Here is a 22,167-nt window from a genome sequence, read left to right on the forward strand (position 1 = left end):
CGAGGTCCGTCGCGTTTCGATCACCGACGCCCGCGTTCGTTCCGATCGCGCTGTCCCGGGGTCATCGTCACGCCTCCGCGTCCCTCATCGTCACGCCTCCGCGTACGCGACGACCGCGCTCGAAGCGGCGTACCCGATCGCGCCCACGAGAGCCCCGGCGACGAGCGCGATCGCGAAGTCCCGCCCGAGGGCGTACGCGAGCAGGAAACCGACCATTCCGGCACCGTTCGCACACAGGAGCCGCAAGGTTCGGAAAGTCGGTTCCGCTTCGGTCACACGACCCGGTACGTGGGGTCGGGACAAAAACCCACGAGTCGACGGCGGACCCTGATACTGTTCGGCTGCCGGCAGCGAGAGGGCCGAACGTTCACCACCGATCCCGCGACCATCCGCGCCATGCGACGGCGACCCGATCGAACGAGGCGCGACGACCGCGATGAGTCGAGGGGATCACCGATCCGGCGGCCGAGCGACCAACCGACCAGGCGGCCGAGCGACCAACCGACCAGGCGACCGAGCGACCAACCGACCAGGCGGCCGAGCGAGCGACGCGTCCCTGGTCCGTGCACACTGGTCCGACTGATCTGTGCAATCTCCGCTCCCGTGCTGGGTGCCGCGACCGTGACCCCCGCGCTCCTCGACATCACTGTCGCGGCGCGTTCGGCCGTCGATTCGCGGACGGCCGATTCGGTCGAATGGTCCGGCTCGCTCACCGGGGCCTCGGCGACGATCCGTGCGATCGAATCGGCGCTCGCCGATCGGGCCGTGGCCGTCGTCGCGCTCCTCGCGCTCGTCGGGTGTTGGGTCGGTGCGATCGCGGGCGCTCACGTCCTCGCCCGGATAGCGGCGAGGACGTGAGTCCGCGGCGAGGACGCGAGTCGCGTCCGGGTCGCGATCGGGCGTCTCTCCCTCAGTTCGACAGCTCCGTGACCGCGTGGCCGATTCGTTCGATCGCGTCGTCGACATCGGTATCGTCGACGTCGAGGTGCGTCGTGAACCGGGTCGTGTAGTCGTCGAACTCGACGCCGCCGACGCCGGCGTCATCGCAGGCGTCCACGAGGTCGCCTGCGGGGAGGCCCGCCGCCTCGGTTCGTGCCACGACGATGTTCGTGTCGGGCTCGGGAGCGGCGACGCCGTCGAGCGCGTCCAGCCCGGCGGCCAGCCGCTCGGCGTTCGCGTGGTCGTCGGCGAGCCGGTCGACGTTCTCCAACGCGAGCAACCCCGGCGCGGCGATCATGCCGACCTGTCGCATCCCGCCGCCGAACAGCTTCCGAACCCGGCGCGCCGCCTCGACGAATTCCTCGTCGCCCGCGAGGATCGAGCCGACGGGTGCGCCGAGCCCCTTCGAGAGGCAGAACGTAACGCTGTCGACGGGAGCGACAATCTCGCTCGCGTCGACGCCGAGCGCGACCGCGGCGTTGAACACGCGCGCCCCGTCGAGGTGGACCGGCACGGCCGCGTCGCGGGCGGTCTCGGCGGCCGCCGCGATCTCGCCGATCGGAATCGCCGTCCCCCCGCGGAAGTTGTGAGTGTTCTCGAGCGACAGAAGCCCCGTGCCGGGCCGGTGCAGATCCTCCTCGACGAGCCCCTCGGCGACCGCTTCTGGCGTCGGAACGCACCGCTCGCCGGCGTCTATCGTCCGCGTCTGGACGCCCGAGAGCTTCGACGCGCCCGCCAGTTCCCACCGGTACACGTGGGATTCCCGTTCCAGAAGCAGCTCCTGTCCGGGCTCGGTGTGGACGTGGATCGCGATCTGGTTCGCCATCGTCCCGGAGGGGACGTAGATCGCGGCCTCGGTCCCGACCGCCGCCGCGGCGCGTCGCTCCAGTTCGTTGACGGTCGGATCGTCGCGATACACGTCGTCGCCGACTTCCGCGTCGCGGGCGGCGTCGCGCATCTCCGCCGAGGGTTTCGTGACGGTGTCGGATCGCAGATCGATGAAGTCGGCTGTGTCGGCCATTCGTTGCCAGCGGTTCGGCGGCCGATCGGAAATAGGTCGCGTTCGGGGCCGGTTCGCCCGGTTCACTCGATTCGGTCGGTGCGTCCGGTTCGCCTGGCTCACCTGATTCGTCCGATGCCAGTCCACGACGGCCCGAAACGATTCGCGACGGCCCGAAATGACTCGCGACGACCCGAACCGGTTCTCGACGGCCCGAAATGACTCGTGACGGCTCGCGACGGATCGCCGAGCGCCGGGCACTCGGCGGCGCGTTCGGTCCCTTCTTAACCCGCGCGGCCGATCCGTGTCGTATGGCAACGGAAGCCGCGGCCGACGACGTATCCGACGCTCCCGAAGCGTATGACGCCCTCCTGGACCGGGTCCGACGGTGGAACACCGTCGGGAGCGCCGCCGGCGTCCTCGGGTGGGACCAGCAGGTGATGATGCCCGAAGGCGGCACTCCAGCCCGATCGAAGCAGCTCTCGACGCTCTCGTCGATCAACCACGACATGATCACCGACGACGAGACCGGCGAGCTGCTCGACGAGCTCGAGGACGAGGAACTCACAGACGAGCGGGCGGCGGTCGTCCGTGAGGTCCGACGGGAGTACGAGCGCGCCGACGCCGTCCCCGTCGACCTCGTCGAGGAGATCTCGGAGACGAGCTCGGAGGCGCTACAGGCGTGGGAGCGGGCGAGAGCCGACGACGACTTCGAACGCTTCGCGCCGCACCTCGAGAAACACGTCGAGCTGAAGCGGCAGTACGCCGAACACATCGACCCCGACCGCGACCCCTACGAGGTGCTGTTCGAGGAGTTCGAGCCGTGTCTGTCGATGGAGCGCACCGAGTCTATCCTCGACGAGCTCCGCGAGACGCTCGTCCCCATGATCGACGCGATCCGCGAGTCGGACGCGACCCTCGCCGTCGACACCTTCGAGGGGCAGTTCCCCGCTGGGGACCAGGAGGCGGTCGCGCGCGACGCCCTCGATCTCGTCGGCTACGACTTCGACCGCGGTCGGCTCGACGTCTCCTCGCACCCGTTCACCTCCGGCAACCAGTTCGACTGTCGGATCACGACGCGGTTCGACGAGTCCGATCCGCTCGGCGCGGTCGGCTCGACGATCCACGAGTACGGCCACGCGCAGTACACCCTCGGACTCCCGCGGGAGCACTGGGCCACCCCGCTCGGCGACTCTCGCGACCTCTCGGTTCACGAGTCGCAGTCGCGGCTCTGGGAGAACCACGTCGGGCGGAGCCGCGCCTTCTGGGAGCTGTTTCTCCCGGCGTTCACAGAGCGGTTCCCGGAGACCGACGACGCGACGGTCGAGGACGCCTACGAGGCGTTCAATCAGGTCCACGAGGATAACCTCATCCGCGTCGAGGCGGACGAACTCACCTATCACCTCCACATCGTCGTCCGGTTCGAGATCGAGCGCGACCTGGTCCGCGGCGACCTCGACGTCGCGGACGTGCCCGAAGCGTGGAACGACAAGTACGAGGAGTACCTCGGGATCCGACCCGATACCGACGGCGACGGCTGCCTCCAGGACATCCACTGGAGCCACGGCAACTTCGGGTACTTCCCCACCTACTCGCTCGGTTCCGTGATGGCCGCCCAGCTGTTCGCGGCCGCCGAGAGGGAGATCGACGACCTCGACGCGAAGATCGCCGCCGGCGACTTCGAGGACCTCCAGGGCTGGCTCGGCGAGAACGTCCATCGGCACGGCTCGCGCTACGAGACGAACGAACTGGTGAAACGCGCCACCGGTGAGGACTTTTCCGCGGACGCCTTCACCGACTATGTCGAGGAGAAGTACGGCGAACTGTACGGGATCTAGGGTAGTTCAACTCTATTGATCTGTTGAGATTCTCAACTGATAACTGATTCTGACCCAGTGGCGGTCAATACAAACTGGTGGTGAGTGAGTACGGGAGTAGGGATTGCAGACCGCCGCCGGCGACGTGGCATTTAAAAGAAATGTGCGAGGCAGCGACGACTGTTTATAAATTCACGAGGCCGTGCTGTGCGGTGGCGCGCCTCTGAGCGCTCGCTTTTAAGCGAGCGCGAAGAGCCCGCGAGGCTGGGGAGGCATGAGGCTGCGGTGCTGTGCGGAGCGAGGAGGGATTCAAAGGGGCAGTCGCCGGCGCTCCGCGCCGGTGACACCGCAACGAGAGAGCGCAAGCGACCGAGTGAGGATCGTGGTTCGAGAGAGCAAAGCTCTCTCGTCATCGCCGGAAATCGTTGATTTCCGGCTAGCAGCCAGAATTCGAAGGATTCTGGCGACATCCCGAAAATCTCTGATTTTCGGGCGACAGCGAGCGTACGCCCTCCTCGTGGCTGGGGCTTTGAACGTGTTCACCGTCCCGTTACCAACTTATAAGCGAGCGGCTGGGGCTTTGGACGTGTTCACCGCGCCAGCAATAACCATTTATAAGCTATCAACGCCAGACACACAGCGAATCACTGCGTCGTCAACGACTTTTAAACAACCTCCGGCTCCACCCATCCACTTATAAGCGACCACTCCACCGAATTGAGACACCTATTCCCGCAGTCGCTTCCCGCGCTACATGCATCGACTCATTCGTGGTAGCGATCCCTGGGAGACCGTTCGATACGAGGGATTCGCACCGCGTGGAGCAATTCTGATCGTACCCGATACACGACGGACTCCGGGAGAGCCCTTACAGTCCAAGCCGGAACCCCGTCATCAGGACGATGATTCCGAGCATCGTCGCGGCCTCGAACAGCCCGACAACGAGGTTCTTCTTCTCGATCGCTTCGAGCCGCGAGGCGTCCGGCTCCGACGAGAGCGTCTCGTAGTACGCGCTGAGCTGCAGCCGGTGCGGGACCACGAGGCCGAACGCGAACAGGCCCCAGCCGATCCCAAGCGCGACCGACGACCATCGACTCGCGAATCCGTACCCGAGTCCGAGATCGGGTGTCAGTAGCACGGTCCCGGAAAGCACCGTCGTCAGGGAGAAACCGACCAGAAAGAAGACTGCCTTCGGAACCAGCGTCGTCGTCACCGCGGCCGACGCCTCCCGACCGAGCCCGCCGAGCGTCGGCCCGATGATCGCCGGGAAGATCAGCGCGAACCCGAACCAGACCGCGCCCGCGGCGACGTGCGTGTAAAAGAGCAGCGTCGTGCTCGAGAGCGCGAGGCTCGCGCCGAAGAACACCAACGGGACGAGCAAGCTTCCCGCCGCGAACGCCGGGTTCGCGGCGTCGGCGAGGTGTCGAACGCGATCCACTACGGTTCCGTCTACGATACGATCGCTCTCGTGACCCACACCCATAGACCGTGGATACGTTACCTATCTGATAGTAGTTATGGTCGGCGCAATCTCCGAGGCGGCCCCTCGCGGGGCTCGATCTCTCGGGAGGCTCGTCCGCACGGCCGCCTAGCTCGCGACTCCATCGCTCGCGTACGGGGTCTCCCATTCGGTCGACCCCGCTACTTCTCGATAATGCTCTCTTCAACCGCCTCGCCGAAGTGGCGGGCCACGTCCTCGTAGTAGACGAGGGCCTCGTTGCCTTCCTCCAGATCGGTGACGGCCGTTTTTCCCTCCGCGGTCGCGACCTTCACCGTCTCGGCGTTCTGGATGAGCGTCTCCACGCGGTCGACGCCCTCCTCCGTCTCGACTTCGGCCTGAATCCGGAACATCGGCCGCTTTTCGATCTTCACGCGACCGACGATCGCCTCGCGGGTGTGACCCGCGGTGTCGACAACCTGCACCTCGTCGCCGCTCGACAGCTCCGCGAGGTAGTTCGTGCCGCCATCGGGATTCCGGACGTACGCGTGGACCGCGCCGGCGTTCACGCGGAACGGACGCGACTCGACGTACGGCGACTCGGCGGTCTCGGCGTGGACGAAGAAGAGGCCGCGAGACATCGAGCCGACGAGCATCCCCTCGTCGTCGTCCATCAGCGATCCGGTGTCGATGCAGACGCGGTCGGCCATTCCGGTGCGCTCGACCGCGGTGATCTCGGCGTGCCGGAGGTCGAGCGTCTCGCGGTCGGCCGCGTCGCGGGCGTCGACCGCACCGCGGATCTCGTCGGGGGAGTCGGAATCGAGGAGGACCCCGTCGGCACCGATCTCCAGCGTCTCGAAGGCCGTCTTCGCCTCGGCGGCGGTCGTCGCGCCCGCGACGAGGTGCGTCTCCTCGCCGACGCGGGCGATCAGGTTCTCCAGCGGGATGATGGACCAGTCCTCGCCGACGACGATCGTGAACTCAGCCTCCGCGGCCGCCTCCTCGGCGAACCGCTCATACTCTGTGCCGAGCACGCGGACGTAGACGCCCTGCGCCCGGTCGTCACGCCGGCGGACCGTCGTGAGGTCCGCGGAGCCGGAGAAGTCCTCGGGGAGGTCGATTGTCCCGTCGCCCTCGCCGCCCTTCCCGACGAAGTAGGCGTCGGCCTCCGCGTCGCTTTCGGCGTCGTCGATGACGTCCGCCTCCGAGCGGAACGCGGCGACCGAGACGTCCCCCAGTTCGCGGACGCGCCCGACGTCGCCCTCGTCGACGAGCACCCAGTCCGCGCCTGCCTCGATGGCGGCCGTGATCCGTCGCTTGCGCGCCTCCCAGTCGCCGACGCTCCCGTCGGCTTTGATCCAGACCGTGCGTGTCATTGTCGGAACCTCGCAGCGGTGCGGCTTGAAAACTGCGAAAGGAACAGGAACCGCGTCGGCGAGCTACGCTTCGACGAATCCGCCCGCCCGAAGCGCCTCGTCGACGCTCGCCTCGTCGTGGACGACGGCAGACACGGCGCGGGCGATCCCTTCGGGATCCGCGTGCTGGAAGATCGACCGACCCATCGACACGCCGGCGGCGTCACCGTCCATCGCGCCGCGTACCATCTCGACCGTCTCGCGGTCGGTCCCCTTCGAGCCGCCGGCGATGACGACGGGAAGGCGGGTCGATTCGGTGACGCGCGCGAACGAGTCGCCGTCGCCGGAATAGCCGGTCTTCACCACGTCGGCCCCGAGCTCCTCGGCGAGGCGGACCGCGTGCCCGAGCGACTCGGGATCGGTCTCGTCGACGCCCGGGCCGCGCGCGTACGCCATCGCGAGCACCGGGAGGCCGAGCCGCTCCGCGTCGGCGGTCAGCTCCGCCAGTTCCTCGATCTGGTCCGGCTCGTGGTCGGAGCCGACGTTGATATGGAACGAGACGGCGTCGGCACCGGCGCGCACCGCGTCCTCGACGGTGGCGGTGACCCGCTTGTCGTTCTCGTCGGGACCGATCGTCGTCGAACCGTTGACGTGGACGATGTACCCCGCGTCGTTTTTGTTCGGGTGGACGCGCTCCGCGATCCCTCGTTGGGTGAGCACCGCGTCCGCGCCGCCGCTCGTCACGCCGTCGATCGTCGACTCGATGTCGACGAGCCCCTCGACTGCACCCATCGTGATCCCGTGGTCCATGGGAACGATGAGGTACCGGTCGTTCGTGGAGATGCGCTCGAGTCGTGCCGAGAGTCCTGCTGTCATGATGGTGTCGGTCGTTATGTGAGAGTGTGGCAATCGGAGGTAAGTCGGTTTCGTTCGGGGATGTATTGGCTCGAACCGCGTCAAACCCTCGCGACGGCCGGAGAGAGCGCTATCTGGTCGACTCCGCTGCCTCCGTGCGCGTGGCGTACCCGCGCTCTGCGCCCGCTTTCAGCTCCCGCGAGAGCGCCGCCAGTCGATCGGCGACCTCGGTAGTCGAGAGATCGTCTTCCACGCCCTCGGCGACGATATCAACGAGCGCGGAGCCGACGATGATCCCGTCGGCACCGCCGGCAACGATACGCTCGGCGTGCTCGCCCGCCGAGATGCCGAACCCGACGGCCTTCGGCACGTCGTAGTCGGCGAGCCGATCGAGGCTCTCCGTCGTCTGGTCGGAGACGTCGCTCCGCGCGCCCGTCGTCCCGAGCCGCGCCTGGACGTAGACGTATCCCGACACCTGGCCCATTATCCGGTCGAGCCGGTCGCCGACCGTGGTCGGCGCGACGATGAACACGAGGTCGAGTCCGAACTCGTCGCAGACCGCTCGCAGCGGATCGGCCTCCTCCGCGGGGAGGTCGGGGACGACGAGCCCCTCGATGCCCGCGGCGGCCGCGCGCTCGACGAAGGGGCGCGGGCCGCCGCTGCTCTCGGGTTCACCGCTCGCTGTCGAGGCGCTGCGAGCCTCACCGCTCCCGGAGCCGTACTGATAAATGAGATTGTAGTACGTCATGCAGACGAGCGGTGCCTCGACGTTCACCTCCTCCGCGAACGCGAAAAATCGATCGGGCGTCATCCCGGCGTCGAGCGACCGGACGAGCGCGCCCTGGATGGTCGGGCCCTCCGCGATGGGCTCGGAGAACGGGAGCCCCAGTTCGATCACGTCGGCTCCGCCCCGATCGAGCGCCTCGACGTACGCCTTCGAGGACTCGTAGTCCGGGTCGCCGACGGCGAGGTACGGGATGTAGGCCGGGCCGTCGGCGAAGGCGGCGGCGATCGCGGCCGAGTTTCCCGTCTCGGCGTGCGCTTCCGTCCCCGCGGCTCGATCCGACATTCAGATCCCCCCCGTGAACATCGACATGTCCGGCGCTCCCTCGATATCGCGTTTGTCCGTCTCCTCGATGGCGGCGTCGAGGTCCTTGTCGCCGCGCCCGGAGACGTTCACGACCACGCGCTCGCCCAGTTCCTCGTGGTGTTCCTCCAGGAAGCCGAACGCGTGGGCCGTCTCTAAGGCGGGGATGATTCCCTCCGTGCGCGAGAGTCGGTGGAACCCCTCAAGCGCCGCGTCGTCGTCGACGGCGACCGGGTTCACCCGACCCTCGTCGACGAGGTACGCGAGTTCGGGGCCGACGCCGGCGTAGTCGAGCCCGGAGGAGATCGAGTGGCTCTCCATGATCTGCCCGTCCGAGTCTTGCAGGAGTTTCGTGCGCGCTCCGTGGAGGACGCCCTCCTCGCCCGCGTACAGCGACGCGGAGTTCGGGGCCACGCCGGCCTCCTCGTCGACCTCCAGCGTCGAGCCGCCGGCCTCGACGGCGTGCAGATCGACCGCCTCGTCGTCGACGAACGTCGCGAACGCACCCATCGTGTTCGAGCCGCCGCCCGCGCAGGCGACCACGTCGGACGGGAGGTCGCCGGTTTTCTCGATCGATTGCGCGCGGGCCTCCTCGGAGATGACCGCCTGGAAGTCGCGGACCATCACCGGGAAGGGGTGCGGACCCACCACGCTGCCGATCACGTAGTGGGTGTTCTCGACGGTGGTCGCCCAGTCTCGCATCGTCTCCGAGATGGCCTCCTTCAGGGTGCCGCGGCCCGCGATGACCGGGTTCACCTCCGAGCCGTTGAGCTTCATCCGGAAGACGTTGGGGCGCTGGCGGTTGATGTCGCGTTCGCCCATGTATATCTCGCAGGGCATGCCGAGGTGTGCGGCCGCCATCGCGGTCGCGGTGCCGTGCTGTCCCGCGCCCGTCTCCGCGATGATCCGTTCTTTGCCCATGTACTTCGCGAGCAGAACCTGTCCGAGGGCGTTGTTCAGCTTGTGCGCGCCGCCGTGGACGAGGTCCTCGCGTTTGAGGTAGATGTCGCGGTCGTAACGCTCCGAGAGCCGATCGGCGCGCTGGAGCGGCGTCGGTCGCCCGCCGAAGTCCGCGAGCCGCTCGCGGAACTCGTCCATGAACCCGTCCTCGTTGGCGAGGACGTAGCGCTCGTAGGCATCGGTTAGCTCTTCGATCGCGGGCATCAGTGCCTCGGGGACGTACTGACCGCCGTAGCGGCCGAACTTCCCGTCGTCGCGACCGCGCTCGCGGCCGGGTCGCCGCGATGGCACCGCCGTGTCCGGTTCCTCAGCCGTTCGCGTTTCGGGTTCGCTCATGTGGGTTTCTCCGCGTCCGCCTCATTCTCCGCTTCGGCCTCCGCACCTGTCTCTGCTTCGGCCTCCGCCTCATTCTCCGCTCGCGTCAGTTCGCGCGCGTTCGCCTCGACGTCGCCGTCCATGATCGCGCTGCCGACGAGCAGCGCGTCGGCACCGGCCGCGCGCATTCGTCGGGCGTCCTCGGGCGAACCGATCCCGCTTTCGGCGATCAGCGTCGCGTCGTCCGGGACGTGGGGTGCGACCGACTCGAAGGTTTCGAGGTCGACCGCGAGCTTCGCGAGGTCGCGGTTGTTCACGCCGATGATCGTCGCGCCCGCGTCGACGGCGGCCGCCAGTTCCTCGCGGTCGTGGACTTCGACGAGGACCTGGAAGCCGCGGTCGCGGGCCGCGGCGAGCAGATCCGAAAGTTCGTCGCCGACGAACCGCGCGATGAGCAAGACCACGTCGCTCTCGACGGCGTCGAGCTGCGACTCCGCGACGACGAAATCCTTCCGGAGCACCGGCACGTCGACCGCCTCGCGGACGCGTACGAGGGTCTCGACGCTTCCGCCGAAGTGCACCGGTTCGGTGAGCACGCTCAGCGCGGCCGCGCCGCCAGCGACCATCTCCTCGGCGAGCGCGACCGGGTCGTCCTCGCGGGTCCCGTCGGTCGTCGGGCTCGTCGGCTTCACCTCGGCGATCACGGGGACGCGACCGTCGGCCTCGGCGCGGTCGAACGCCGCCCGCAGGTCGCGCGGGTCAACCTCGACGCGGCCGCTCCGCCCCTCACTTGCCCGTTCCCGGGCGGTCGACAGGATCGACCTGACCGCCGGGGCCAACTCGGTTGTATCCTCCATTACTGTACACTAATGCACGTATCTGTTCATAAGGCTTGCGGGCGGGTGCGCGGTCGAGGTGGCAGTCGGGAACGGTCGAGGTGGCAGTCGGGAACGGTCGAGGTGGCAGTCGAGAGCGGTCTGGGTGGCCGTCGAGAGCAGTCTGGGTGGCCGTCGAGAGCAGTCTGGGTGGCCGTCGAGAGCAGTCTGGGTGGCGATCGATTCAACACCGGATCGTCCGCGTCCAGTCGATTTACCCGTCTGGCCCCTGATCGGGTGATATGGAACCCACGGACGCGTCGGGCGTCTTCGCCCGCGAATTCGACGAAATCGATCGCGCCGTCCAAGTCGGCTTTGCCGCCGGCCGCGTCATCTCGGTGTCGTTCCCGGCGGACGCGCCGGACGACGCGGTCACTGACCACGAACTACTCGACCGCATCGGTGCGTATCTCCAGGGGCAGCGGGACGGATTCGACGAGGTCGACGTCGGACTCACCGTACCGACCGACCAGCGGACCGTCCTCGAAGCGCTGCAGACGATCCCCTACGGAGAGTCCGTCTCCGTGAGTCGACTCGCGCGACTGGCCGCGTTGGACGCCGACGATCCCGACGATCTCGAACTGGTAACGGCCGCGCTCGACGAGAACCCTATCCCCATGCTGTTCCCGGACCACCGAGTCCAGGGCGGTCCGTACGCCACGCCCGGTAGCGTCAGAGCGGTGCTGCGGCGCGTCGAGGGACTGTAGCGGAACGCGGCTGCGGCGCGAGGCGAGAACCTACTTCCGACCGTGCTCCTCGATGTTCTCCCAGACGACCGTCATCAGTTCGCCGGTCTTCGCGACGAGGTTGTCGACGGCCTCGGCGCAGTCGCCTGGGGCGCAGCCGAGGTCCCGGATCGCCTTCGTCGCCGACACGTGGTGGACGTGGACGCGATCGTCGCCCTCGCGCTCGTAGACGAGGGTCGTGCAGGGCAACATCCCCGCGAGCGTCGGGTCGATCTCGATCGCGTCGAACGCGATCTCCGGGTGACAGACGACGATCAGCGCTGTCCGCTCGACGTCGTCGTGACCGAGCATTCCCTCGATCATCTCGTCGAGTCGCGTGACCCGAACGGTCTCGAAGTCGGCGAGCTCGTGTTCGATCTGCACGAACGGGACCGCGTCGTCGAAGGGCATGTCGAGGGTCGTGTGTATCGCCTCGTCGACGGTGGGCGCGGCATCCGCTCCGTCCACGGCGTCCGCAGCGCCCGATTCCTCCGGTTCGTCGCTCATGGATCGTCTCTCCGACTGCGCGGTGAAAACGCTCTGCGGCCTGTCAACGACTGCCGCTACCTGTGACGCGCCGCACCCCTTGCCGGTCGGGACGGATTTATCGGGCGGACTCCCCTTCCCGAACGCATGATCGAACTCACGCGAGCGGTGTACGACGACATCGTCTACCACGCGTACGCCGGCGGTGAGGCAGAGATCTGTGGCGTGCTCGCCGGCGTTCACGGCGACGACGGCGAGCCGAGCGTCGTCACCGAGACCTACGAGGCAGAGAACGTCGCGGAGACGCCGGAGATTCGATACCTCATCGATCCGGAAGAGCAGTTCGAACTGATCGAGGCGGTCGAGGACGACGGACACGATCTCGTCGGATTCTATCACTCGCACCCGACGGGGCCGACGCACCCGAGCGAGACGGACGCTACGCGCGCGACGTGGCCCGACCACTCGTACGTCATCTGCGCGCTCGACGGCTACCCGTTCGTCGGCTCGTGGCGCTGGCGCGGCGACGACGGCTTCGAACAGGAGACCGTTTCGGTCCGGAGCGAACGGTAGGACGGTAAAGAGTAATACGTCTGCTTTTGACTCGGTGACCGTGCGGTGAACACGTCCGAAACCCAAGTCGCTCGGTAGTACGTGATCGGCACTTCTGCGGCGACCACTTTCAAAGTCCCAGTCGCGACGGCTCGCACACCTCGCTGTCGTTCGAGACGCCTTTGGCGTCTCGTGATGACGAGAGAGCTTTGCTCTCTCGAACCACGGTCCTCAGTCGCTCGCTTCGATCTCCGGCTCGGGATCGTCGCCGCCGACGTCGATCGCACAGGAGGCGCTGTACTCCACGTCGTGGACCGACTCGATGGCGGGGTCGTCGCCGCAGACGGGGCAGTCGTCACGCTTGGGGATCTCCACCTTGTCGAACTCCATCTCTAAGGCGTCGAAAAAGAGCATGGAGCCGTCGAGCGTCTCGCCCTCGCCGATGACGTGTTTCACCGTCTCCGTCGCCTGCAGACACCCGACTGTGCCAGGGAGGACGCCGAGAACGCCCGCGGTCGCGCAGTTCGGCACCATGCCGGCCGGCGGGGCCTCGGGGAACAGACAGCGGTAACACGGGGAGTCGTCGCCGCCAGCGAACGTCGTCACCTGCCCCTCGAACTTGAAGATGGAGCCGTGCGAGAAGGGGATCCCCGCGAGGGTGCAGGCGTCGTTGACGAGGTACCGGGTCGCGAAGTTGTCCGTCCCGTCGACGACGAAGTCGTACCCCTCGATCAGGTCCTCGATGTTGTCGGGTGTGACGCGCAGTTCGTGTTTCCGCACGTCGATGTCGGGATTGAGCTGCGCGACGAAGTCGGCGGCGGAGTCGACCTTCTTGCGTCCCACGTCGTCGTTTCCGTGGATCACCTGTCGCTGGAGGTTCGACAGCTCGACCTCGTCGTCGTCGGCGACGCCGATGGTACCGATTCCGGCGGCCGCGAGGTACTGGATGATCGGTGCGCCGAGCCCGCCTGCCCCGAGCACGAGCACCTCGGCGTCGAGCAGGGCCTTCTGCCCCTCGGGGCCGACGTCGTCCATGATGATGTGTCGTGAGTACCGGTCGAGCTGGGTGGGATCGAGATCGAGATCGGTCATTCTACCGTCCCCTAGCGGCCGCGGACCAATAAGCCGGCCGCCCACCGGTGCGTACTGCCGCCATCTCGGAGGTGCGATCCGCGCGCACCACCGGCCCGACTCGCGCACGATCGACGCTGTCGGCGTCGACCCGTCGCGAGCACGACCGACACCGACTCGATTCGTGGAGACCCGCAGTGACCGCGGCGATCACCGATCGTATTAGACGTGGGACGACGTTGCCGTCGGCGCGCTCCTTTTTGGGCTGCGTGTCGATCCCTCCGTATGGCCACGATCAAACTGCCGGCCGTGCTCGTCGGCGGCTCCGCGACGTCCGAGGTCGATGTCGCGGGCGACACCGTCCGGGAGCTGTTCGAGAACCACGCGGACGAACACGGGTCCGAGCTGAAAGACAGCGTCATCGAGGGCGGCGAGATCAAGGAGTTCATCAACGTGTACGTCGACGGAACTCCGATCGACGATCTCGACGCAGACGTGCCTGACGGCGCGCAAGTCCGCGTTATCCCCGCCGCGAGCGGCGGTCGATAGGTTGTTTTTCCGGTCGGTCGTTTTTCCGGTCGATGTGGCCCTGGTGAAATCCTCTTTGTCAGATATATTCTCGTCTGAAACAGCAGGTCGCTATAGAGTACGAATCGATCGATTTCGGGAGTGGGGATTTCATCGTGTGGGGGTGATCGATTATAAGTGAGTGAGTGGTGTTGCTGGCGGCGGTTTATATATCGTTGCTGACGCGGTGAATTGTTGTGTTTCTGGCGTTGATTGTTTATAAATGATTGTTGCTAGCGCGGTGAACACCTGCAAAGCCCCAGCCGCGACGGCTCGTGCGGTTCGCTGCGGTCCTCAGTCGCTCGCGATGCTCGCTCCCTGCGGTCCTTGCGTCACCGTACTTCGTCCTCGCGACTGCCCCTTTGAGCCCCACCCCGCACCGCACCGAACCGCACCTCACACCTCCCCAGCCTCGTCGCCGGCGGCTCCGCCGCCGGCTGCCAGAGGCGCTCCGCGCCTCGCTGCCGCGGCCGCTTATAAGCGGCCACGGGCTCCCTCGCGGGCACCTTGCGGCCTATCGGCCGCTCAGAGGCGCAGGGCGAGAGCGAAGCTCTCGCTTGAAGCCGGACGTAGTCCGGCGACGCCAACCGCCTCGATCAGTTATAAGCAATCGTCGCTGCCACGCTCGCCCCAATAAATACTACATCGCCGACGGCGGTCTGCAATACCTACTCCCGTAATCGCTCACCACGCTTCCTGTATTGACCGTACACAAGGCAGGATGTGACACGTATTGAGGATTTCAACGGGACCGTCGGCATTCATAAGTAATCTTCCCACAACGGGATGTCCGCGTACTTGTCGCCGCGGTCGCACAGCATGAACACGACCACGTCGTCGTCCGCGAGGTCGCCGGCGTCGTCGAGCCCCGCAACCGCGGCAGCGCCGCCGCCCGAAGACGTGCCCACGACGAACTGGTCGTCGACCCGAAGGTGGTCGCGGACCGTCGCCTCGTCGTGCTGGCCGGGGTCGACGATCGGTATCTCTCGATCGAGGTACCGCTCGCGAAGGTCGCGCGCCCGGTCGTACGCGTCCGAGGTCGTCACGTACGCCGTCCGGTCGAGGACCGACTCGTCGTACGTGTCGGGGTGGTAGTGGTCGCCCGTCTTGAGATATTTGAGGCCGTCGATGGCGTGAAGCGGCTCGTCCGGCTCGAATCCGATGATCTCGACGGCTCCGTCGGTCAGTTCGTTCAGTCCGCGTCCCGTTCCGGTGATCGTTCCGCCGGTGCCGACGCCCGCGACGAAGTGGGTCACCTCGCCGCCGGTCGCCTCGTGGATCTCCCGAGCGGTCGTCCGCTCGTGGGTCCCCGGATTATCCGGGTTCTCGTACTGATTCGGTCGGAAGTAGCCGTCCGGGTCGGCGGCGATGATCTCCTCGCAGCGCTCGATGACCGCGTCGTAGCCCAGGTTGGCGTCGACGAAGTGGATCTCGGCACTCGCGTCGCGGACCGCGTCGACCTTTCCGCCGGCTGCGTTATCGGGCATCACGATTTCGACGTCGTACCCGCGAGCGCTCGCGAGCCTGGCCACCTCGCTGCCGGTGTTCCCCGAGGTCGGCTCGATCACGGTAACGCCGGGTTCGAGATCGCCGTGCCGTTCCGCCGCGTCCAGCATCCCCTTCGCGATCCGAGACTTGACGGATCCCCCGCCGTGCGGGGCGTCGTAGAGGTTGAACCACTCGGCTTTCGCGTACACGTCCGCGTCGGCGTCTAGGCCAAGGTCAACCTCCACGAGGGGCGTCTCGAAGATCGTCGACTCGTCGACGACGTACTCGCTCATGGGGTCCGTAGATCGCTCCCCGATAAGAGTCCGACGGAAACGGCGGTCTCGACAGTTATCGCGGTCACGCGCCGCGATTGATCGTCCGAGATACGGGAGAAGCCTGCCGGTCACGAAAGCGGTTACCCGTCCGTGGACCTATCAAGTCACATGAGCCAACCATCGTGGGACGACGTCGTCGAGATGCCCGACGAGCTCGACGACGAGACGGCACAGGCGCTACTGGAGGACGCGACCGAGGTACAGGACATGACGGGCGAAGTCTGCCCGTACCCGCAGGTCGAAGCGAAGAAGTCCATCACGGGCCTCTCCGACGGCGACGTGCTCGTCCAGAAGACGGACCACGTGCCGAGCACGGAGAACGTGCCGAAGGCGGTCGGCGACGACGCGACCGCGAAGGTGTGGAAGTCGGGCGACGGTCGCTACCGGATCTTCCTGCGCAAGGAGTAATCATGGTCGAGGAACTCACCCCAGAGGAAGTCAACGAGCGGGTCCAGGACGGCGACCTCCGCGTCATCGACACGCGACCGCCGATACAGTACGAACAGGGCCACATCCCGGGCGCGATCAACGTGCCGCTCGGCGATCTCCCCTCGCGCGTTCCGGACATCGACTGGGACGACACCGACGTCGTGTGCGCGTGCCCGGTCGGTCAGTCGTCGAAGCAGGCCGCGATGCTGATCAAAAGCTACGAGGGCGTCGAGGAGAATGTGCTCGTCGCCAGCATGGCCGGCGGCTACGAGGAGTGGGACTTCGAACTGGAGACGGGCGCAGTCGCGGATAGGTAAGAGGGACGTTCGGGACTGAACGGCCGTTCGAGTGTAGAAGTCCGTTCGGGACTGGATGACCGCTTGGTGAGCGGGTCGTACTGACGACGTCCACCAACCGCGTGCGAGATTATTTATACTCCACTCGAACAGATCGGCCATGGATCTCCTGTCGGATCCGACGAAGCGACGCTGGGTGGCGTGGACTTCGCTGATCGCCGTCTTTCTGCTCGTGAACGTGCACCGGCTGTCGACCGCCGTCCTCTCCGAGGAGCTGACCGCGGCATTCGGCGTCACGGCCACCCAGTTGGGGACGCTTCACGCGTCGTTCTTCGTCGTCTACGCGGTCGTACAGATTCCGACAGGCGTCCTCGCCGATCGGTACGGCGCGCGGGTGGTTGGTGCCGGCGGCGCGGTCGTACTCAGCCTCGGAGCGGTCGGATTCGCCCTGAGCGAGGAGTACCTCTCGGCGTTTCTCTTCCGAACCACGATTGGCCTCGGGAGCGGCGTCATCTTCATCTCGACGATCCGCTTTTGTGCGAACTGGTTCCGCACCGACGAGTTCGGAACGATGACCGGGCTGACGGCCGGCATGGCCGGTCTCGGTGCGATCATCGCGACGACGCCGTTGGCGATCGCGATCGATCGAGTCGGATGGCGGCCGACCGTGCTCTCGTTCGCGGCGTTCGGATTCGTCTCGGCGGGGTGTGTGTGGGCGTTCGTCCGTCGCTCACCGACCGATGCCGAGCTTGACTCGATCGAAAACGTCCCCGAACAGCCGTCGGTGACGCTGGACGACACCGCCGGATATCTGCGCTCGTTACTGGGCGATCCGGATCAGTGGCTCCTCTCCGTCGTGTTCTTCTCGGCGATGGGAACCATCCTGACGGTGATCGGGCTCTGGGGCGTGCCGTACCTCGTCGTGGTCCACGACCTCGACGTCATCACGGCGTCGTACTTCACGCTGATCGGTGCGATCGGGATGCTCGCCGGCGGACCTGGCGTCGGATGGCTCTCCGACTCTCTCGGCCGACGGTTACTCCCGTTGATCGTCGGTCTCGGTCTTTTCACGGTCGCAATCGGCGTCATCCCCGTACTGGGGGCTCCGCCGCTACCGCTCGTCGCGGCGATATTCTTCGTGATCGGCGCGAGCCTCGGAGTCACCATGCTGGCGCTGCCGGTCATTAAAGAACGGTACCCGCCCGCCGCGAGCGGGGTCGCGACCGCGACGGTCAACGGTGCCGGGTTCTTCGGAGGAGCCGCGTTTCCCCCGCTGATGGGACTCGTGCTCGATCGGTACCGAACCGGCGAAGTCGTCGCCGGGACGGTGGTGTACACGGACTTCGGATACCGGGTGGCGTTCGGTACCACGACGCTCGCCGTTGCGATCGGGTGTTGCTGTGCGATCTGGTTCGCGCTCAGACGTCGAACGTGACGAGGCCGGCGGGCCGCGGAGCGCGGGGCATTCGCTCAGATCGCGCAGCCGACCTCGCGGTACATGTAGTGGGTCATCACGTAGACGCCGAAAATGATCCCCGCCCCGGCCAAAAAGGAATGGACGGACAGCAGCGCGACGCCCGAAAAGAGGTTCGCGATGTTGCAGCCGGCGGCGAGCCGCGATCCGACGCCCATCAAGAGTCCGCCGACGGCGTAATTCGGCACGCGGTTGCGCTTCGGCTTCCGGATCCGGAAGTCACCGGAGGCGTACGCGGCGATAAAGGAGCCGACGACGAGCGACGCGATCATCACCATGTCGATGGTCAGCGAGATGTTCCCGTCGCGGAAGAGCACGGAGCCCCAGTAGTCCACGCTCGCGACGTCGAACCCGGCTCCCGCCAGCAGGTATCCCGCCCAGCGCGCCTCGCTGCCGGTGATAGCCCAGTGCCCGTGGACGTAGAACCAGAGGCTCGCGACGAGCGCCATCGCGACGCCGGCCGTCCGCGCGTCCCACGAGTCGCGGAGCCGGACCGTCAGCGGTCGGTCGTCGGTGACGAGCGCGCGAACGTATTCGACCGTGCCGTCGGCGATCCCGCGCAGTCCGGCCGAGACGGCCGAGAGGGCCTGCGAACCTCCGATCGCCGCCTGCGCCCTCGCGTCGGCGGTGACGCCGGAGCCACCGGACGGGTCGTCCGGGAGCTGACTCCGCCCCTTTACGAAGGCGTACGCGAGCGTCCCGACCGCGACGGCGACGACCCCGGTGACCGCCGGCGAGAACGGCAGCGAGAGATACAGCGTCCGCCCTTCGAACGGGTTCAGGGTCGCGAAGTAGTACGTCTCCGCGACGGGGAACGCGAACGCGAAGAGGACGTAGCCGACGAACATGAATAGGAGTACGAGCCAGAACTGGAGGTATCCCTGCCCGGCGCGATAGAGCGTCCCGGAGGCACAGCCGCCCGCGAGGGTCATCCCGAGCCCGAAGACGAAGCCGCCGAACAGCGACCCCAACCCCCACGCCGGCGTCCAGAATCCGCGGAAGTAGCCGAACGTCGCCTGCAGGCTCCAGAACACAGTCATCACGGCGATACCGGCGAGCAATCCCTTCAGCACGCGGGTGTCCTTGAACGCGACGAAGTCGCGGAAGGCGCTGACGAAACAGAACCGCGCCTTCTGTAGCAGGACGCCGAACGACAACCCGACCGCGATAGAGACGCCGACGTAGGCGACGGGCGACAGTGGCATTACCCGATATCATCGCTTCGGGACGTAAAGAGCCGCTGAAGACGGTAACTGACCCCTCCGGTCAGAGGAAGTAGCAATACCTTCCGGTAGTCGTCACACGGGGCAACGAAGGGGGCGTTCGCGGGCCCTTTAGCCGTGACCCGCGTCGTGGCCGTATGAGCGACGATCGTGGAGACGAAACGACGGGCGGGGCTCCGCGTCCGTCGACGGAGGGCGATTTGGCGATCGATGAACGGAGGAGTCATTCCACCGCCGCCGACGCCACCTCCGCTCCCGACGACGTCACGGCTGCCGCCGACAACGCCACCTCCGCTTCCGACAACGCCACCTCCGCTTCCGACAACGCCACCTCCGCTCCCGACGACGCCACGGCTGCCGCCGACAACGCCACCTCCGCTTCCGACAGCGCCACCTCCGCCAGTTCCACCCGGCGCGGCCTGCTGCGAGCCGCGGCCGGCGCGACCGCTGTCGGCGCGGCGAGTACGGCCGGCTGTCTCGCCGTCTCGACCCCGGCCGACACCGCTGCACAGTACGAGGTGTCCGGAAACGTCGAGCACTTCGTCGGCCCCGGCTGGCTGGCGGACAACCGCGACGGTGCGGTCGTCCTCGACGCCCGCGACGAAGAGCTATTCCGCCGAGAGAGAATATACGGCGCGCGGCGCGTCCCGTTCGACGCGATCACGCGACGGGAATCGACCGACAACGGCCTGATACCCGACGTCGACGTGATCGCAGCCGCGTTCGGCGAGGTCGGCGTGGCTCCCGACGACGACGTCGTCGTCTACGGCACGAGCGTCGGTTCTCGGGTCACCCGCGTCGCCTTCGCGCTCTCCGCGATCGGCCACGCGGGAGAAATACGGGTGCTCAACGGCGGCCTCGACGGCTGGAACGGACGGCTCGGCACGGGGTCGCGGGACCGCGTCTCGCCCGTGGCCTACGAGGCCGACCCCGCGGAGTCCGCGTGGGTCACCCGCGAGTGGCTCGCCGACCGCGTCGGAACGTTCAACGGCGACGGACCTGGGCTCGTCGACGTTCGCGTGCCCGAGGCGTATCTCGGCGCACCCGGAGTGGACTCGCCAGGTTCGGACCACGACCGACACGGTCACCTCCCGGGCGCGATCGATGTCCACTGGGTCGGCAACGTCGCGGGCCGTCGGATGACGGAGGCTGGGCAGCTCGTTCGGCTGTACGAGGCGGAGGCCGAGCTCGACCGTGCGGGCACGGTCGTCGTCTACGGCGACGACAACGTCGACGCGACGTCGACCTGGCTGACGCTGAACGCGATCGGCTTCGAGGACGTCCGGCTGTACGAGGGCGGCTTCGGCGAGTGGGCGAACGTCGACGGGGACCGCGGCCGCTACCCGGTCGAAACCGCCACGAACGTCGTGATCGAGACGGAGGGAAGCGTGGGTGGAGACGACGGCGGCGGCGACTTCTCCTGTACGGGATGACCGCGGACGACGGCGGCCCCACGCCGTCCGGAAACCGCGTCGGCGACAGCCCCACTCCGTCCAAAGACCGTGTCGGCGACAGCCCCACGCCGCCCGGAGGCCGAGTCGTCGCCGTCCCCTGCGAGGGGGCGAACGTCCTCGCGCTGTTCGCCCTCGACACCGGCGAACCGCTCGGCGAAGTCCCAGTCGGGAGCCACCCTGTTCACGCGACGGCACACCGCGGGGGGACGTTCGTCGCGACCATGGGTGAGCGCGCGGTCACCGCGGTCGCCCCCGACGGGGAGGTCGTCCGGATCGAAACCGGCGTCCTCGGCCCGTCGCACTTCGCGGTCGCGAACGGCGACCTGTTCATCTCCTGTTCCGCCGGGGACGCGCTCGCCGTCATCGATCCGGAGCGCCTGACGCTCCTCGACCGGATCGGAGTCGGCGCGGAGCCCCACGAGGTCGCGGTCTCGACAGACGGGCGTCGGCTCTACGCGGGCAGTCGCCGGGACGGCGTCGTCGACGTCGTGGATCCGGCGGCTCGCGAGCGGATCGGGTCGATACCGATCGGCGCGAACGCCCGGGTGCAGGGCGTCGCGATCGCGCCCGACGGAAGTCGCGGCTACGCCGTCGACCAGCGCGGCGCGCGCGTCGTCGCGTTCGATACCGGCCGAGGCCGAGGCGGAGGGGGTGATGCCGCGGAAGACGGCACGAGAGACGCCGGGTCCCCCGCCACCGATGCGGTCGTCGCCGACGCCCCAGTCGGTGCCGATCCGTACGACCTCGTCGCGACCGCAGATCGCGTCTTCGTCCCGGGGCGCGATGACGGAACGGTCCACGAGTTCGACCCGGATCTGGAGCGGGTCGCGATTCACGACGGATTCTCTCGCCCCGTCGACCTGTTCGAACTCGGCAGCGATCGGTGGGTACTCGACGCGGGCGCTGCTCGACTTCGCTCGCTCGGCGGCGAGGCGATCGAGACGCCCGCACCCGGGTTGGTCGCGACTCGCGTCGACCCCGGGGACCGTCCGGCTCGACTCGTCGTCTCGCACTACGACGACGATCTACTGTCGCTCGTCGACGTCGAGTCTGGGACCGTCTGGACGGTGGAGACGCCTGCGTACCCGTTCGGCACAGCGATCGTTTAAGTAGAGCCGACGACCGTGCGTGATTGACACCGGGAGTAGGTATGTCGATTCGGAAAAGTGGTCGTTTATAAGGTCGAGAGTGGTATTGCTGGCAGCTATTTATATATCGTTGCTGGCGCGGTAAACACCTCCAAAGCCCCAGCCGCGAGGCGGACGCACGCTCGCTGTGCTCCTCAATCGCTCGTTTCACTCGCTCTTTGCGGTGCTTACGTCGCCTGCGCCCGCCTCACGGCTGCCCCTTTGAGTCCCACCCCGCACCGCAACCGCCCCGCACCTCACGCCTCCCCAGCCTCGCCGCTTCGCGCCTTATAAAGGCG

The 22,167-nt window shown here is 67.2% G+C and carries 22 protein-coding genes; 10 read left to right on the forward strand and 12 right to left on the reverse strand.

Annotated elements, in window-relative coordinates:
- Window positions 1-90 precede the first annotated feature (90 nt).
- Window positions 91-276, reverse strand: coding sequence for a hypothetical protein (locus ACFQEY_RS11930; RefSeq protein WP_379768784.1), 186 nt, complete (start codon window positions 274-276; stop codon window positions 91-93).
- 345 nt (window positions 277-621) lie between these two features.
- On the opposite strand from ACFQEY_RS11930, the gene ACFQEY_RS11940 reads away from it, so the two are divergent.
- Window positions 622-858, forward strand: a complete 237-nt coding sequence (locus ACFQEY_RS11940) for a hypothetical protein (RefSeq protein WP_379769285.1) — start codon at window positions 622-624, stop codon at window positions 856-858.
- A gap of 52 nt (window positions 859-910) precedes the next feature.
- Here ACFQEY_RS11940 and ACFQEY_RS11945 read toward each other — a convergent pair whose 3' ends face one another.
- Window positions 911-1,960, reverse strand: coding sequence for a threonine aldolase family protein (locus ACFQEY_RS11945; protein WP_379768786.1), 1,050 nt, complete (start codon window positions 1,958-1,960; stop codon window positions 911-913).
- Window positions 1,961-2,250: 290 nt separating this feature from the next.
- Here ACFQEY_RS11945 and ACFQEY_RS11950 point away from each other — a divergent pair, with 290 nt between their 5' ends.
- Entirely contained in the window at window positions 2,251-3,777 is a 1,527-nt protein-coding gene (locus tag ACFQEY_RS11950) for a carboxypeptidase M32 (protein ID WP_379768788.1), read from the forward strand.
- Between the two features lie 847 nt (window positions 3,778-4,624).
- Here the strand turns inward: ACFQEY_RS11950 and ACFQEY_RS11955 are convergent.
- The 6 genes from ACFQEY_RS11955 to trpC form a co-directional block, all read right to left on the reverse strand.
- Window positions 4,625-5,239 (reverse strand): hypothetical protein, encoded by a 615-nt coding sequence (locus ACFQEY_RS11955; protein WP_379768790.1) that lies wholly within the window; start codon window positions 5,237-5,239, stop codon window positions 4,625-4,627.
- 158 nt (window positions 5,240-5,397) lie between these two features.
- Window positions 5,398-6,570 carry a 3-dehydroquinate synthase II gene (locus ACFQEY_RS11960; RefSeq protein ID WP_379768792.1) on the reverse strand — a complete coding sequence of 391 codons (1,173 nt, stop codon included), beginning with the start codon at window positions 6,568-6,570 and terminating at the stop codon, window positions 5,398-5,400.
- Between the two features lie 63 nt (window positions 6,571-6,633).
- Window positions 6,634-7,425 carry a 2-amino-3,7-dideoxy-D-threo-hept-6-ulosonate synthase gene (locus ACFQEY_RS11965; RefSeq protein ID WP_379768794.1) on the reverse strand — a complete coding sequence of 264 codons (792 nt, stop codon included), beginning with the start codon at window positions 7,423-7,425 and terminating at the stop codon, window positions 6,634-6,636.
- Window positions 7,426-7,534: 109 nt separating this feature from the next.
- Window positions 7,535-8,473 (reverse strand): tryptophan synthase subunit alpha, encoded by a 939-nt coding sequence (gene trpA, locus ACFQEY_RS11970; protein WP_379768796.1) that lies wholly within the window; start codon window positions 8,471-8,473, stop codon window positions 7,535-7,537.
- A complete protein-coding gene (gene trpB / locus ACFQEY_RS11975) occupies window positions 8,474-9,787 on the reverse strand; it encodes a tryptophan synthase subunit beta (protein ID WP_379768798.1) in 1,314 nt (437 codons plus the stop codon).
- On the reverse strand, window positions 9,784-10,623 hold the full coding sequence (gene trpC / locus ACFQEY_RS11980) for an indole-3-glycerol phosphate synthase (protein WP_379768800.1): 840 nt from the start codon (window positions 10,621-10,623) through the stop codon (window positions 9,784-9,786). Before trpC ends, trpB begins: the two co-directional genes overlap by 4 nt.
- 260 nt (window positions 10,624-10,883) lie before the next feature.
- On the opposite strand from trpC, the gene ACFQEY_RS11985 reads away from it, so the two are divergent.
- Window positions 10,884-11,348 carry an MGMT family protein gene (locus ACFQEY_RS11985; protein ID WP_379768802.1) on the forward strand — a complete coding sequence of 155 codons (465 nt, stop codon included), beginning with the start codon at window positions 10,884-10,886 and terminating at the stop codon, window positions 11,346-11,348.
- A 30-nt stretch (window positions 11,349-11,378) separates the two neighbouring features.
- Here ACFQEY_RS11985 and ACFQEY_RS11990 read toward each other — a convergent pair whose 3' ends face one another.
- Window positions 11,379-11,873 carry a DUF302 domain-containing protein gene (locus ACFQEY_RS11990; protein WP_379768804.1) on the reverse strand — a complete coding sequence of 165 codons (495 nt, stop codon included), beginning with the start codon at window positions 11,871-11,873 and terminating at the stop codon, window positions 11,379-11,381.
- 126 nt (window positions 11,874-11,999) lie between these two features.
- Between ACFQEY_RS11990 and ACFQEY_RS11995 the strand changes: the two genes are divergently transcribed.
- A complete protein-coding gene (locus ACFQEY_RS11995) occupies window positions 12,000-12,425 on the forward strand; it encodes a desampylase (RefSeq protein WP_379768806.1) in 426 nt (141 codons plus the stop codon).
- A gap of 210 nt (window positions 12,426-12,635) precedes the next feature.
- On the opposite strand, the gene ubaA is transcribed toward ACFQEY_RS11995, so the two are convergent.
- Window positions 12,636-13,496, reverse strand: a complete 861-nt coding sequence (gene ubaA / locus ACFQEY_RS12000; RefSeq protein WP_379768808.1) for an SAMP-activating enzyme E1 — start codon at window positions 13,494-13,496, stop codon at window positions 12,636-12,638.
- A gap of 264 nt (window positions 13,497-13,760) precedes the next feature.
- Here ubaA and ACFQEY_RS12005 point away from each other — a divergent pair, with 264 nt between their 5' ends.
- The gene (locus tag ACFQEY_RS12005) at window positions 13,761-14,024 is read left to right on the forward strand and encodes a MoaD/ThiS family protein (RefSeq protein ID WP_379768810.1); all 264 of its coding nucleotides are present in this window, start codon (window positions 13,761-13,763) and stop codon (window positions 14,022-14,024) included.
- A 779-nt stretch (window positions 14,025-14,803) separates the two neighbouring features.
- On the opposite strand, the gene ACFQEY_RS12010 is transcribed toward ACFQEY_RS12005, so the two are convergent.
- Complete coding sequence (locus ACFQEY_RS12010) at window positions 14,804-15,823, reverse strand: PLP-dependent cysteine synthase family protein (RefSeq protein WP_379768812.1); 1,020 nt, start codon at window positions 15,821-15,823, stop codon at window positions 14,804-14,806.
- Between the two features lie 150 nt (window positions 15,824-15,973).
- Between ACFQEY_RS12010 and ACFQEY_RS12015 the strand changes: the two genes are divergently transcribed.
- The 3 genes from ACFQEY_RS12015 to ACFQEY_RS12025 all read left to right on the forward strand — a co-directional run bounded on the left by ACFQEY_RS12015 (window position 15,974) and on the right by ACFQEY_RS12025 (window position 18,025).
- Window positions 15,974-16,273 carry a sulfurtransferase TusA family protein gene (locus tag ACFQEY_RS12015; RefSeq protein ID WP_379768814.1) on the forward strand — a complete coding sequence of 100 codons (300 nt, stop codon included), beginning with the start codon at window positions 15,974-15,976 and terminating at the stop codon, window positions 16,271-16,273.
- A 2-nt stretch (window positions 16,274-16,275) separates the two neighbouring features.
- Entirely contained in the window at window positions 16,276-16,611 is a 336-nt protein-coding gene (locus ACFQEY_RS12020) for a rhodanese-like domain-containing protein (RefSeq protein WP_379768816.1), read from the forward strand.
- 139 nt (window positions 16,612-16,750) lie between these two features.
- Window positions 16,751-18,025, forward strand: a complete 1,275-nt coding sequence (locus tag ACFQEY_RS12025; RefSeq protein ID WP_379768818.1) for an MFS transporter — start codon at window positions 16,751-16,753, stop codon at window positions 18,023-18,025.
- Between the two features lie 35 nt (window positions 18,026-18,060).
- Here ACFQEY_RS12025 and ACFQEY_RS12030 read toward each other — a convergent pair whose 3' ends face one another.
- The gene (locus ACFQEY_RS12030; protein WP_379768820.1) at window positions 18,061-19,269 is read right to left on the reverse strand and encodes a YeeE/YedE family protein; all 1,209 of its coding nucleotides are present in this window, start codon (window positions 19,267-19,269) and stop codon (window positions 18,061-18,063) included.
- Window positions 19,270-19,424: 155 nt separating this feature from the next.
- On the opposite strand from ACFQEY_RS12030, the gene ACFQEY_RS12035 reads away from it, so the two are divergent.
- Window positions 19,425-20,720: a sulfurtransferase gene (locus ACFQEY_RS12035; protein ID WP_379768822.1), complete on the forward strand. Its 1,296-nt coding sequence runs from the start codon at window positions 19,425-19,427 to the stop codon at window positions 20,718-20,720.
- Window positions 20,717-21,850, forward strand: coding sequence for a YncE family protein (locus ACFQEY_RS12040; RefSeq protein WP_379768823.1), 1,134 nt, complete (start codon window positions 20,717-20,719; stop codon window positions 21,848-21,850). The genes ACFQEY_RS12035 and ACFQEY_RS12040 overlap by 4 nt, the downstream gene beginning before the upstream one ends.
- The last annotated feature ends 317 nt before the right edge of the window (window positions 21,851-22,167 follow it).

This window comes from Halorubrum trueperi, assembly GCF_042662525.1.
Classification (GTDB): Archaea; Halobacteriota; Halobacteria; order Halobacteriales; family Haloferacaceae; genus Halorubrum; species Halorubrum trueperi.